6 protein-coding genes and 1 pseudogene are annotated in these 13658 nt (G+C 68.8%); 3 read left to right on the top strand and 4 right to left on the bottom strand.

Annotated elements, in window-relative coordinates:
* The 4 genes and pseudogenes from GGR64_RS20600 to GGR64_RS20980 form a co-directional block, all read right to left on the bottom strand.
* A partial coding sequence (locus GGR64_RS20600; protein ID WP_260303531.1) for a DUF6531 domain-containing protein occupies positions 1-3677 on the bottom strand: 3677 nt, incomplete at its 3' end.
* A 561-nt stretch (positions 3678-4238) separates the two neighbouring features.
* The gene (gene dcp / locus GGR64_RS20605; RefSeq protein ID WP_184648151.1) at positions 4239-6398 is read right to left on the bottom strand and encodes a peptidyl-dipeptidase Dcp; all 2160 of its coding nucleotides are present in this window, start codon (positions 6396-6398) and stop codon (positions 4239-4241) included.
* Between the two features lie 249 nt (positions 6399-6647).
* The gene (locus GGR64_RS20975; protein WP_260303533.1) at positions 6648-7613 is read right to left on the bottom strand and encodes an isoaspartyl peptidase/L-asparaginase; all 966 of its coding nucleotides are present in this window, start codon (positions 7611-7613) and stop codon (positions 6648-6650) included.
* 213 nt (positions 7614-7826) lie between these two features.
* Positions 7827-8594 (bottom strand): annotated as a pseudogene (locus tag GGR64_RS20980) (cyanophycinase); the annotation flags it as partial.
* A 155-nt stretch (positions 8595-8749) separates the two neighbouring features.
* On the opposite strand from GGR64_RS20980, the gene GGR64_RS20615 reads away from it, so the two are divergent.
* From GGR64_RS20615 to GGR64_RS20625, 3 genes are all read left to right on the top strand, one after another.
* Entirely contained in the window at positions 8750-9322 is a 573-nt protein-coding gene (locus GGR64_RS20615; RefSeq protein WP_184648154.1) for a sigma-70 family RNA polymerase sigma factor, read from the top strand.
* Positions 9303-10352 carry a FecR domain-containing protein gene (locus tag GGR64_RS20620; RefSeq protein ID WP_184648156.1) on the top strand — a complete coding sequence of 350 codons (1050 nt, stop codon included), beginning with the start codon at positions 9303-9305 and terminating at the stop codon, positions 10350-10352. Before GGR64_RS20615 ends, GGR64_RS20620 begins: the two co-directional genes overlap by 20 nt.
* Positions 10353-10466: 114 nt before the next feature.
* Entirely contained in the window at positions 10467-13502 is a 3036-nt protein-coding gene (locus tag GGR64_RS20625; RefSeq protein ID WP_260303532.1) for a TonB-dependent receptor, read from the top strand.
* The last annotated feature ends 156 nt before the right edge of the window (positions 13503-13658 follow it).

A 13658-nucleotide genomic window follows, 5' to 3' on the forward strand; every position in this document is an offset into this window, starting at 1 on the left:
CGCACCTGCTCGCCCCGCTCGTTGTAGCGATACTCCATCGCCAACGTGCCATTGCGCGTGGCTTGGCTCATGCGCCCCGTCGCGTCGTAGGCGAACGTGCGGGCCGTGCCATCGATGGCCGTGGTGTTGCCCGCGGCATCGTAGCTGCGCGCTGCGCCAGCCACGCTCGCCAGGCGGTGGCTGTCGGTTGGATAGGTGTAGGTCTGGCTGGCGCCGTTGACCTGGGCGCTGAGGCGATTGCCGGTGGCGTCGTAACTGTAGCCATCGATCAGCGTGCCGGTCGGGCCATCCTTGAAGGCGGTCAGCCGATTCAGGTTGTCATAGCCCAACTTCACCACGGGTGCGGTGTTGCCCGGCGCGGTCAGCGCAGTGAGGTTGCCCGCCGCATCGAAGCCAAAGCCGATGTTCAGGCCATCCTTGCGGCCGTCCTGGATCGCCAGCGGGCGGTAGTTCTTGTCCAGCACGCGCTGCAACGGACGGCCGTTGCCATAAGTCCAGCCAGCGCTGGGGCCGAACGGGTAGTAAGTCGCGCCGCTCAGCAGTTTTTGACGCACGCCGCCGGCGGGCGTGACGCCCACCTCCGTGGGCTGTCCCAGGGCGTTGCGCACGTAGTCGACAACGGCGCCGTCCGGATAGGTCACCTGGCTGAGGCGGCCACCCTTGGTGTAGGCGTAGCGCAGCGCGAACGCATTGCCGTTGGTGGTCTGCACCTTGCGCACCACGCGCCCGAACCGGTCATAGCAATACTGGGTCGTGCCGCTGCCGTCCTGCAGCCTGCTCAAGCGGCCCAGCGCGAAGGTTTCCCCGGCCGCGCACACGTTCTCGCTGGCATCATAGGTGTAGGTGGCGATCAGCGCCTTGTCGGCATAGTTGGTCTTGGTCAGGCGCCCCAGCGCATCGTAGAGATAGCTGGTCTTGGTCCCGCGCGCATCGGTCTGCGTGACCATGTCGCCGGCATTGTTGTAGGTATAGCTGGTCACGCCGGTGTCGGGGCTGGTCAGCTTCAACAGGTCGCCCAGGCCGTTGTATTGGTAGACCGTGGCTAGGCCCTTGGGATCGGTGACCTTCGCGATGCGGTCCAGCGCGTCGTAGTCGAACTGGGTCTTGGCGGCGATGCCGCCCACGTCTTGCGTGGTCTGCTTGACCCGGTTGAGCGGATCGTAGTCGGCCTGGGTCTTGTGCTTGAGCGCGTCGGTGACCAACTGCACGTTGCCGTTGTCGTCGTAGCTGAAGTCGGTCGGATCGGCTTCGGCCGTGGCCTGCGTCGCCAACTGGCCAATTCGGTTGTAGAGACGCGACAGCGTGTGCGTGAGTGTGCCCGACGCGTCCTTGGTGTCTTCCTTGGCTCGGTTGCCCGACGGATCCAGCGTGTAGTGGATGGTGTTGCCTGCACCATCGGTCACGTCGGTCAAGCGATGCGCGGCGTCGTAACCGTAGGTGACGAACGTGCCGTCGGGGTCGGTCACCTTTTTGACATTCCCTACCTCATCGTACGCCACGACCGTAGTCTGGTCCTGGTCGGACGGTGTGCCATCCGCGTTCGCGCGCAAGGTGCTCGAGGCCGCCCAGCCGCGTGGCGTGTAGGTCAGGTCCCGGATCAGGCCGTTGGCATCCTGGGTGCGCGTCGGGCGCCCATTGCGGTCGTAGGCCACATAGGTGGTGGCTCGCCCAAGGGCATCAATGACCTGATACAGATCCCCAGCGCGATGGCAGGCGCCGCCGACGTTGCTGCAGCCGGATTCGTCGGCGGTCAGGTAGTAGCGGTAGGTGATGGTATCTGCCACGTCCGTGCGCGGGCCGTCCTGGCTCAGCACCAGGCCGACCTGCGGACACTGCGTGCCGTCCACGGCGTCGCAGTAGCTGGTCAGCCACTGGCGCACGCCGGGCGGCGCGTTGGCAGTGCTACCGCAGTTGTAGCTCATGGCGGCAGATACGGCCGGATCAATCTCGCAACGTGCTGTCTGCTGGCCGCGGGCGTTGTAGGCCCACATCGTCTTGGCGGTCGTGGCGCCGGTCGCATCGAGCACCGTGCGCGTCAGCGGCACGCGCAGGCTGGTGTTCCAGGTGGTGTTCGTCGTGCGCTGCTGCGCAGTCCCCGACGCATCGATCTGCTGGGTCAGCAGGCCACCGGCCGTGTGGGTGGTCTTGGTGACCGTGCCCTTGAAGTCGGTCCTCGACGCCGGATACCCGTTGTCGTCGTAGGTCAGCGCCTTCCAGGGCTGATTGCATTGTTGACCGCACGGCACGCTGGCACCGGTCGGCTTGAGCGAGCCGTAGCCGGTGTCGGTGTATGTCAGAAAGGTCCTGAATCCCAGCGACGAGGTGACTGCGGCCGGGGTGGCCCAGTTGGAGGTGGAGGCCGAATACTCGACCGAGATGGCATCGACGTTGCCGGCGAAGCTCGACGCAATCGCATCGCCACTGCTGGCATAGCGTGTGGTTTCGAAGCGCACGCCCTTCTCGTCGACGACGCCGGTCAATGCCGTCGGCTGACTCTTGTTGGAGGTAAGCGAGGCCTCGTTGTAGACGTATTGGCGCGTCTTGCCGTCCGGATACTGCACCGAGGTCAGGTTGCCGATGCTGTCGTAGCCGTAGGTCAATGTGCCACCGTCGGGCAATGTGACGGTGCTCAGGCGGTTGTTGCTGTCGTAGGCGAAGCTCAGCGAGCGGCCACCGGCATCGGTGACCCGCTGCAGCAGGTTCGGCGGCGGCTTGCTGCCAGCGACCGGCGGCAGGTCGCTGTATTGCAAGGTCAACACCGTCTGGCCCATGCGATCGAACACCGAGCGCAGCAGGCCGGCGGTGTCGTAGAGCTCGGTCTGCTGGGTCGCCGCCACCGCCAGGGAGTAGCCCAGCAACACGCCGGCGCTGTCGCGCCGCTCGGTCAAGGTATCGGCGATGTCCGGATCCGGCGCCCACGCGCCGTTGCTGGGACGAAACCGTTCCACCACACCGTCAGGCCGTTGGACATCGATAAAGCTGCCGCCATTGGCGACACCCGACAGCATCAGATCCAGTCGACGCTCGAAGGAGTGGCGCCACTGCTTCCCCAGCGTCACCGCGGTCACGAAGGTCTTGCTGTTGTAGAACCGGCGCAGGGTCAGCCAGGTCGGCGAGTCGTAGTCGGTGTCCTGGCGGAACATGTTGCCCGTGGACGTGTTGATCGGATCGCCTTCGAAGGCGGTTCCCCGATGCACCCCGCCTTGCTTCAGCGCGGCGTTGCCGCTGCTGCCATGCGGGCCGGTGTTGTCGCCGGCCTGGCCAAGCCCCCCGGTGCATCCGGTGTTACAACTGCCCGTGTTCTTGACCGGCTGGCCTTCGCCCACAATCTTGTCGTTGGCGTAGACATCGCCCCACCAATGCCCGTTGGAATACACGCTCGCGGCCGCGAAGCCATCGCTGTAGGACACGGTAAAGACGGGCGGTTTTTCGCAGCCATTGGATTGGCACACCCGCATGGCGCCATCGATGACGAACTGCACCGCCTCGTTCACGGTGGCAAACGATTGCGAACCATTGCTGGAATCCCCGACATACGGCGGCCCATATTGCCGCTTCGGGGTGACCGCCACACTGGGGAAGGTCGCTAGCGCGCCGGCGAGCAGCAGCAGGCAGGCACCGCCGAAACGGCGGGCGGCACGAACGTGGGGGTTCGGCATAGCTTCGTCCTTGAGCATCGATTGGGTTGTGAGGCCCGCAGCCGCAAAGTGCAGCTCCTCGGCGGCGCCAATCTTACCGGGCTTTATTGCAAATTTTGAGACAGGCGTTGGATTTCTTCGCTTGTGAGATCCTCACCTGACGACTGGGCGCCAAGCGGTCGTCCTTCGACTACTCGGCGCTGCTTTGCACGTCGTGGACAAGCTTAAAGCAGTGATCGCATCTGCCTACCAGCAACAACTCCAGCGAGCAGAGGAGGCGTCCTGTTGCCGAGGAAACCTTATGCTGGCGAGGATGGAAAGCCACGTTAGCGTTCACTGCCGCGTAGGCAGCTCAGAAATCGAGCTCGAGCACGCCGGCCGGCGCTAATGCGAGCGCTGCTGCTGAAGATCGCCTGCCAGCCACTGCGCGCAGCGACGCCTAACGGCGTGCGTGAGGCGTGTGCGGTCTATACGCTGGAGCCGGTCGCGCTGCCTGCGGGAAGCGAACGGCTGCATTAGCAACCGCACATTCCCCCAACGAAAAACGGGATGGCCACAAGGCCATCCCGCTCTCGACACACCCGATCGGCGAAGCGCCGATCAGTTCTTCAAACCGCGGTTTTCCAGCAGCGGCTCGACGCTGGGGTCCTTGCCGCGGAAGTCGCGGTACAGGGTGGCCAGGTCGACGGTATTGCCGCGCGAGAGGATCTTGGCGCGGAAGATGTCGCCGTTCTTGCGCGACAGGCCGCCGTTTTCCTTGAACCACTGGAACGCGTCGTCGTCGAGCACTTCCGCCCAGAAGTAGGCGTAGTAGCCGGCCGAGTAGCCGCCGCCCCAGATGTGGTCGAAATAGGTGGTCCGGTAGCGCGGCGGCACTTCGGCCAGGTCCACCTTGTACTTCTTCAGCGAGTCGGCTTCGTACTTGTCCACGTCCTGCAGCGGCGCGTCGGCCGGCAGGGTGTGCCAGGACAGGTCGAGCAGCGCCGCCGACAGGTACTCGGTGGTGGCGTAGCCCTGGTTGAAGGTGCGCGACTTCTTGATCTTCTCCACCAGGTCGGCCGGCATCGCTTCGCCGGTCTGGTAGTGCTTGGCGTAGTGCGCGAACACCTTCGGATCCGACGCCCAGTGCTCGTTGAACTGCGAGGGGAACTCGACGAAGTCGCGCGAGGTGGCGGTGCCGGCCAGGGTCGGGTACTTCACGTTGGAGAACATGCCGTGCAACGCATGGCCGAACTCGTGGAACATGGTGGTGACGTCGTCGAAGCTCAGCAGCGCCGGCTGGCCCGGGGCGGGCTTGGTGAAGTTGCAGACGTTGTAGACCACCGGCTTGGTGCCGGTCAGGCCGTTCTGGCCGACGAACTCGTCCATCCAGGCGCCGCCGGACTTGCTGTCGCGCTTGAAGTAGTCGGTGTAGAACAGCGCCAGCGACTTGCCGTCCTTGTCGAACACTTCATAGACCTTCATCCCGTCGTGGTAGGTGGGGATGTCGGTGCGTTCCTTGAAGGTGAGGCCGTACAACTGGTTGGCGGCGTAGAAGACGCCGTTCTGCAGCACGTTGTCCAGTTCGAAGTACGGCTTGATCTGCGCTTCGTCGAGGTCGTACTTGGCCTTGCGCACCTGCTCGGCGTAGAAGTCCCAGTCGGCGGCGGTGAGCTTGAAGCCGCCCTTCTGCGCGTCGATCACCTTCTGCATCTCCGCGACCTCGCTGCGCGCCTTGGCGGTGGCGGCGGGCACGGTGTCGGTGAGCAGTTTCAGCGCCGCGTCCGGGGTCTTGGCCATCTGGTCGCTGAGGCTGTAGGCGGCGTAGCTGTCGAAGCCGAGCAGCTTGGCCTTCTGCGCGCGCAGCTGCGCCAGGCGCTGCACGGTCTGGCGGGTGTCGTTGGCATCGCCCTTCTCGGCGCGCGACTGCGAGGCGGCCATCACCTGCTGGCGCAGGTCGCGGTCCTTCAGCGAAGCCAGCACCGGCTGCTGGGTGGTGTTCTGCAGGGCCAGCAGGTACTTGCCGTCGAGCTTGCGCGCGGTGGCGTCCTGCGCGGCCGAGGCGATGTCGCCATCGGACATGCCGTCGAGCTTGGCCTTGTCGTCAACCACCACCGCACCGGCGGCGGTGGCCGCGACCAGCTTGGTGTGGAACTGCGTGGCCAGGGTGGTCTCTTCGACGTTGAGCTTGCGCAGAGTGGCCTTGTCGGCGTCGGACAGTTGCGCGCCGGCGCGCACGAACTCCTGGTATTCGTACTCGACCAGGCGCTTCTGCTCCGGGTCCAGGGTCAGCGTGTCGCGCTGGTCGTACAGGCTCTTGATGCGCGCGAACAGCTTGGGATCCAGGCTGATCTCGTCCTGGTGCGCGGCCAGCTTGGGCGCGATCTCTTCCTGGATCTTCTGGCGGGCATCGTTGGTGTCGGCCTGGACCAGGCCGAAGAAGATGCGCGACACGCGGGTCAGGGTCTCGCCGCTGCGCTCCATCGCTTCCAGGGTGTTGGCGAAGGTGGCCGGTTCCGGGTTGTCGGCGATCTTGCGGATCTCGGCCAGGTGCTGCTTCATGCCTTCTTCGAAGGCCGGCAGGTAGTCGCTGTCCTTGATCTTGTCGAACGGCGGCGCCTGGAACGGCAGCGTGCTCGGGGTCAGCAGCGGGTTGGCGGCGGCGGCGGGCTGCGCGGCGGCCGGAGCAGCGGGGGCGGCGGGCACGGGGGTGGACTCCTTACCGGAACAGGCGGCCAGCGCCAGGCTGATGGCGGCGGCCAGAACGACGTTACGCGACATGAGGTGGAACTCCTGGGAGGACCTTGGGGCCAAGACAGCCGCCCACGTTACCGGGTTTACCGGGCAGCGGCATGTGCCATTGGCTCGGCCCGGTACGGCAGCCAGCCGGCGTACAGATCGCCGGGCGCCGCCCAGCGTGTCGCCGCACGTCCAGCGCCGCAACGCGGCACAGCGCGCCGGCCGGCATTGGTGCCGGCGCGGTCACAGGGGAAGCGGCCGGCACTGCGTCGCGGGGCCGGCGCGCGGCGCTCACTGCCCGCCGGGCAGCGGCAACGCCTCGTCCTTGAAGATGGCCACGTGCGGCACGCCGTCGGCGCCGATCCAGCCGCGGTACATGCCCTCGGTATTGAACGGGAAGGCCACGCTGCCGTCGGCGCCCAGCGCGATCGCGCCGCCGTCGCCGCCGGCCTTGGGGATCTGCCTGTCGATCACCGCATCGGCGGCCTGGGCCAGGCTCTGCCCGGCGTACTTCACCCGCGCGCAGATGTCGTAGGCGGCCACCGCGCGGATGTAGAACTCGCCCCAGCCGGTGCCGGACACCGCGCAGCGGCTGTCGGCGTAGGTGCCGGCGCCGATGATCGGCGAGTCGCCGACGCGGCCGTAGCGCTTGTTGGTCATGCCCCCGGTGGAGGTACCGGCGGCCAGGTTGCCCTGCAGGTCCAGCGCCAGCGCACCGACCGTGCCGAAGTGCTTGGCCGTCTCCAGGTCGGCGTGCGCCTGCTTGTTGGCCTCTTCCTTCAGCGCCTGCTGCAGTTGTTGCCAGCGCTTCTCGGTACGGAAGTAGGACGGATCGACCAGGGCGATGCCGTGCTGGCGCGCGAAGATCTCGGCGCCGTCGCCGACCAGCATCACGTGTTCGGACTGGTCCATCACCGCGCGTGCCAGTGCGATCGGGTTCTTGACCCGGTGCACGCCGGCCACCGCGCCGGCCTTGCCGGTGCGGCCGTCCATGATCGCCGCGTCCAGTTCGTTGCGGCCGTCGTGGGTGAACACCGCGCCCTTGCCGGCGTTGAACTGCGGCGAATCCTCCAGCACGGCAATCGCCGCGGCGACTGCATCGGTCGCCGACTTGCCCTGCGCCAGCAGCGCCTGCCCGGTGCGCAACGCCTTTTCCATCGTCGCGCGCGCCTCGGCCAGGTCGGCGGCGCTGCTGCTGGCGCGCTCGACGCCGGCACCGCCATGAATCACCAGGGTGGTCGCCGGGATCTCGCGCATGCGTCCGTCCTGCACGGCGTAGTAGCGGTGGAACACCGGCGCCTCGACGCGGCCGTCGGGCAGGTGCAGCGTGGAGCCGGGGCCGACGCCGACGGTCTCGATGCGTGCCGCCTGCAGCGGCTGCCCGGCCGGGGTCGGCGGTTGCAGCGGCCCGGCGACCACGGTGGCGACGGCCTGCGGATCGGTGGCGTAGACGCGGGCAGTGCCGTCGCCTTCCACCGCCAGCGCGGCGCTCTCGTCCACGCCCAGGCCGATCAGCGGCGCGTCCTTGGGCGCCAGCGTGGCGGCCTTGGCGCGGAATGCGAACAGGCGGCCGAGGCGGTCGCGCTCGCGGAAGTGGGTGTCGGTGATGACCCGCTTGAGCAGGTCCAGGTGCAGGAAGTCGGTCTCGATGGTGACCGCCGGCCCCAGCGGATCGGCCAGCGCCGCCGGGCTGGTGATGCTGCCGCCGTCCATTGAGCCGTACAGGTACTCGCCGAGCATCGCCAGGCCGGCACTGGTGCCGCCCAGCGGCTTGCCGGCGCGCACGTGCGCGTCCAGGGCGTCGGCCACCGGGGTGTTCTTCCAGTAGCGCACGTAGCGCGACTGGTCGCCGCCGGCGATGAAGATGCCGTCGGCCCGCGCCAGCGCGCGCAGCAGCGCCGGATCGCTGGAGGCGCCGCGGCCGCTGAACACGAACGTCTCCACCGAGGCCACGCCGCCGACCTTGCGATAGAACTCCTCGCCCACCTCGCCCGCCTGCGAGGCGCGCAGCACCACTACGTGGCCATGTCCGGCCTTGGCCATGAACCAGCGCAGCGCGTCGTAGTTGCGGTCGCCGCCGCCCATCAGCAGCAGGCCGGGCGACACCGGGCCGGGCGTGGGCGCGGCGGGATCGCCGACCAGGTACTGGCGGTAATCGCGCGCGACGGCGGGCGTGGCCAGGCACAGGCCCAGCAGCAGCGACATCCAGGGCCGGAACATGCCGACGGAACGGGTCATGCGGATCTCCTCGGGAAACGGGCGGGCAGGCGAGCGTGCGGCTCGTTGCTGAGAGGGGACGAACGGCGGCACGGTTTCCCCCCGCCGCGCCACCCTCCCATGTTCGACGCGCGGCACTTGCCCGCACGCGCCGGCGATCGGCTAATGTGGGATCCATGCCCGCTTCCCTCGACGATTGGTTCGTCCAAGAAATCCTGGTCCACGAGCAGGCGCTCAGCGGCTACCTGCGGCGCTGCTGGCCGCATCGCGAGGAGTGGCACGACCTGCGCCAGGAGATCTACGTGCGCGTCTACGAGGCCGCCGGCAAGGCCCGGCCGAGCCTGCCCAAGTCGTTCCTGTTCGCCACCGCGCGGCACCTGATGACCGACCGGCTGCGCCGCAACCGGGTGGTGTCGATCGAGGCGGTGGGGGATCTGGAGTCGATGCACGTCCTCATAGACGAGCTGTCGCCGGAACGCTGGTGCGGCGGACGCCAGGTGCTGGGCCGGCTGGCGGCCGCCTTCGACCGGTTGCCGGACCGCTGCCGCAGCGTGGTCTGGCTGCGGCGGGTCGAGGAACTGCCGCAGAAGGAGGTGGCCGTGCGCCTGGGCATCAGCGAGAAGAGCGTGGAGAAGCACGTGGCCCGGGGCATGCGCCTGCTGGCCGATCATTTCCATGGCGACGAGGGCGCGGCTGCGCCGGCGAAGCCGATGCAGGCGCGGGTACGCGATGGACAGCAGGTGGATTGAGGCGCGTGCGGCGGCCTGGCTGGCGCGGCGCGACCGCGGCGACTGGTCCGACGCACGGCAGGCGCGCCTGGACGCGTGGCTGGCCGCGGCCACCGCGCACCGGGTGGCGTTCCTGCGCCTGCAGGCCGCCTGGCAGGAGAGCGGGCGCCTGCAGGCGCTGGGCGCAGGCCAACGCGATGGACAGGTGCCCGAACGCGGCCGCTGGCAGGGCCTGGGTGGCCGCAGCACGACGGTGCCGGCCGCCACGGCCGCGCCGGATCTGCGCGACCTGCGCTTCGCCCCACGTCCACACGCGCGGCCACGCCGGCGCTGGCCGGCCGCGCTGGCGGCGGCGCTGATCGGTGCCGCGGTGCTGGGCCTGGGCTGGCGCCATGCGCGCGAGCCGGTACCGACCGCCTACGCCAGCGTGACCGGCCAGCTGCGCCCGGTGGCCCTGGCCGATGGTTCGCAGGCGACGCTGAGCAGCGACAGCCGGATCGCGGTGGCGTTGTCGCACGCGCAGCGGCACATCGACCTGCAGCGCGGCGAAGCGTTCTTCGCGGTGAGCAAGGACCCGGACCGGCCGTTCGTGGTCGCCAGCGGCGTGCGCCGGGTGGTGGCGGTGGGCACGCGCTTCGCGGTGCGCCGCGAAGCCGATGCGCTGCGCGTGGTGGTCACCGAAGGCACGGTGCGGCTGGAATCGGCGAGCGCGCCGCAGGCGCCGCCGCTGCTGCTGCACGCCGGCAGCATCGCCCAGGCCGGTCCGCACGGGGTACTGGTGCGCCAGGTGGCGCTGGCCGAGGCCGAGCGCGTGCTGGACTGGCGCAGCGGCTACCTGAGTTTCGACGACACCCCGCTGCAGGCGGCGGTGGCCGAGTTCAACCGCTACAACACCGTCAAGCTGCAGGTCGCCGACGCCGGCGCCGCGGCGCTGCGGGTCGGCGGCAACGTGCGCTGGTCCAACGTCGACGCCTTCGTGCGCCTGCTCGAACAGGGGTTCCCGATCCGCGCCGAGCGCCGCGGCGACACGGTGCTGTTGCACAGCCGGTGAGCCGTTCCGCGTCGGGGAGGCGCGGTGGCGGGGGGATTTGCCGGTCTCGTTCGTCCTGGAGCTACGGAGGCGCGCTCCGCGCCCGTTTGGGGAGAAAACTCGATGCGGTATCCGATGCGCGCCCTGCTGCTGAGCATGGCCTGTGCGAGCGCCTGTGCGGCGCAGGCGCAACCCGCTGCCGTGGCCGCCGCCGGCGCGGTGGACGTCCCCGCCGGCCCGCTGCGTGCGGCGCTGGACACCTTGGCGCGGCAATCCGGCGCGCAACTGATCTACCGCGCCGACCAACTGGGCCAGGCCCGCAGCGGCGGCGCGCATGGTGAGTTGGACACGGCGCAGGCGCTGCAGCAGGTGCTGCGCGGCAGCGGCTTCGTCGCCCAGCGCGATGCCTCCGGCGCCTGGCTGGTGCGGCGCCAGGAGCCGGCCCCGGCCCGCGTGCAGCCAGCCCGTGCCGCCGCGCCGCCGCCGGCCGCGGCAGCCGACGCGCCGGTGGCGCAACTGGACACGCTGCGCGTCACCGGCTCGCGCATCCCGCGCACGCAGGTGGAAGGCCCCGCGCCGATCAGCGTGATCAGCGCCGAGCAGATCAAGGCCAATGGCTTCACCTCGGTGCCGGACGTGCTGCGCGCGATGACCCAGAACGGCGGCGAGACGCAGAGCCCGCAGTCGGCCAGCGGCGCGGACTTCTCGCCCGGCGCGCAGCAGGTGGACCTGCGCGGGCTCGGCCCCAACCACACCCTGGTGCTGGTCAACGGCCGCCGCATCGCCGATTTCCCGATGCCGTTCAAGGGCCGCAGCAACTTCACCGACATCTCCAACATCCCGCTGGGCATGATCGACCGCATCGAGATCTTGACCGGCAGCGCTTCGGCGATCTACGGCTCGGACGCGATCTCCGGCGTGGTCAACTTCATCCTCAAGAAGCACGCCGACGGCACCACGCTGGACTACCGCTTCGGCGACACCACCCGCGGCGGCGGCGAGAGCTTCAACCTCAGCCTCAGCAGCGGCTGGTCGCGCGGCAAGTTCGATGCGGTGTTTGGCGCCGAGCTGGTGTCGCAGACGCCGCTGTGGGCCTATCAGCGCAGCCGCCAGGACAGCACCCTGGACGGCCCCACCGCGCGTTCGCAGGTGCCGCGGCGCACCTTCCTGCGCACCGACTACGACGACAACTATCTCGACCCGGGCGAGGACACCTGCGCGTCAGTGTCCGGCCTCAACGGCGACAGCACCGGCTACGCCACGCGTCCGGGCTACGGCGCGTTCTGCGGCAGCAGCGCCTCGATCGGCTACGGCACCATCACCAACAAGCGCCGCGGCCTCAACGGCTACGCCTCGCTGCGCTACGCCTTCGACAACGGCAGCGAATGGTTCGCCGACGTGCAGTTGGGCTACCACGAGCTGTCGCTGTTCCGCGACGTGACGCAGTGGGGCTACATGGCCCCGGACGGCAACGAGCAGGGTTATTTCTACAACCAGGCCACCGACCAGGTGGAAGCCTGGGGCCGGCAATTCAGTCCGGAGGAGATGGGTGGCCTCAACGCCGGCACCATCCGCACCCGGCAGAAGACCTTCAGCGTCACCACCGGCTTCAAGGGCCACCTGGGCGCGGACTGGGACTACGAGGCCAGCCTCAGCCACTCGCAGTACCAGGCCACGATCAGCTGGCCGCAGATCGTCGCCGCGCGCGCCAACGCGCTGTTCCTCGGCCCGCAGCTGGGCGTGGACGAGGACTCGGGGCTGCCGATCTTCAACGCCGACCCGCAGCGCCTGTACACGCCGCTGAGCCGCGCCGAGTACGACCGCATCGCCCAGCGCACGGTGTACCAGCCGCGCTCGCGCACCGACACCCTCGCCTTCACCGCCACCAACACCGCGCTGTTCTCGCTGCCCGGCGGCGATGCCGGCATCGCCGCGACCGCCGAGTTCGGCAACCAGGCCTACAACCTGCGCCCGGATCCGCTGGCCACGCAGTACTACTACTACAGCTGGAAGGACTCCGATGGCCACGGCAGCCGCAACCGCTGGGCGCTGGCCAGCGAGCTGCGCCTGCCGGTGCTGTCGACGGTGTCGCTGAGCCTGGCCGGGCGCTACGACCAGTACCGCTTCGCCGGGCGCGCGCTGGGCAAATTCACCTACAGCGGCGGGCTGGAGTGGCGGCCGGTGGACACGCTGCTGGTACGCGCCTCCTACGGCACCGCGTTCCGCGCGCCGGATCTGCACTACGTGTATGCCGGCCCGGGCAACGACGAGACCACCGGGGTCGATTACTACCGCTGCGCCAGCGAGGAACCGGGCGTGGCGATCCAGGACTGCAGCTACAACGAGGAAGCGGTGATCCGCGGCCGCAGCGGCAACCGCGCGCTGGATCCGGAGAACAGCACCTCGTGGACCGCCGGCCTGGTGTGGTCGCCGCTGGCGGACCTGGACCTGTCGGTGGACTACTTCAACATCGACATGCGCGACCAGGTGCAGGACCTGCGCGTGGACCAGGTGCTGCGCGACGAGGCCGACTGCCGCCTCGGCGTGCTGCAGGCCACCTCCACCACCTGCCAGCAGGCGCTGGCACGGGTCACCCGCAGCGCCGACGGCCGCCTGTACGGGGTCTACGTCAATCCGATCAACATCGCCCGTGAGCGCACCAACGGCATCGACCTGAGCGCGCAGTACCGCCTCGACACCGGCATCGGCACCTTTCGCCTGAGCGGCAACTACACCTGGGTGCGCCGCCACGACATCCAGGTGTACGCCGGCGAAGCGATGGTGGATGAGTTCGCGGTCAACAGCGGCTACGACATCCCGCGCACCAAGGCCAGCGCCAGCGTGTCGTGGGAGCGCAACGCCTGGACCGCGACGGTGCATGGCGAACGCCTGGGCCGGCTGCCCACCTCGGATTCCTACGACCAGGTCTACGACCCGGCCAGCGGCGACAGCCCATGGATCGGGGCGACCTATCGCTACAACGCCTCGCTGCAGTATCGCTTCACCGACCGCGCGCAGCTGTCGCTGACGGTGGCCAACCTGTTCGACAAGATGCCGCCGCACGACCGCACCTACACGGCGTACCCGTACTACGACGTGTCCTGGTTCGACACCGTGGGCCGCAGCGTGTACCTGCAATACACGCAGAAGTTCGGCGGCAGCGCGCTGTAGCGCAGGCGTCGAAGCGATCGTGTGGGAGCGGCCTCAGCCGCGACAGGGCGTTACCGGGAAGGCCTGTCGCGGCTGAAGCCGCTCCTTGTATCTGGACCTGGCGCCCTTAAACAGGCGTCATGTCTTCCGACTGATCATCGGAGGAGGTGTGGGAAG

The sequence above is a fragment of the Xanthomonas sp. 3307 genome, assembly GCF_014199735.1.
Lineage (GTDB): Bacteria > Pseudomonadota > Gammaproteobacteria > Xanthomonadales > Xanthomonadaceae > Xanthomonas_A > Xanthomonas_A rydalmerensis.

What these genes read in the sequence shown, in the direction of transcription:
- GGR64_RS20625 (WP_260303532.1), top strand. Translation starts at nt 10,467, where the DNA reads ATGCGCGCCCTGCTGCTGAGCATGGCCTGTGCGAGCGCCTGTGCGGCG.
- GGR64_RS20620 (WP_184648156.1), top strand. Translation starts at nt 9,303, where the DNA reads ATGGACAGCAGGTGGATTGAGGCGCGTGCGGCGGCCTGGCTGGCGCGG.
- dcp (WP_184648151.1), bottom strand. Translation starts at nt 6,398, where the DNA reads ATGTCGCGTAACGTCGTTCTGGCCGCCGCCATCAGCCTGGCGCTGGCC.
- GGR64_RS20615 (WP_184648154.1), top strand. Translation starts at nt 8,750, where the DNA reads ATGCCCGCTTCCCTCGACGATTGGTTCGTCCAAGAAATCCTGGTCCAC.
- GGR64_RS20975 (WP_260303533.1), bottom strand. Translation starts at nt 7,613, where the DNA reads ATGCGCGAGATCCCGGCGACCACCCTGGTGATTCATGGCGGTGCCGGC.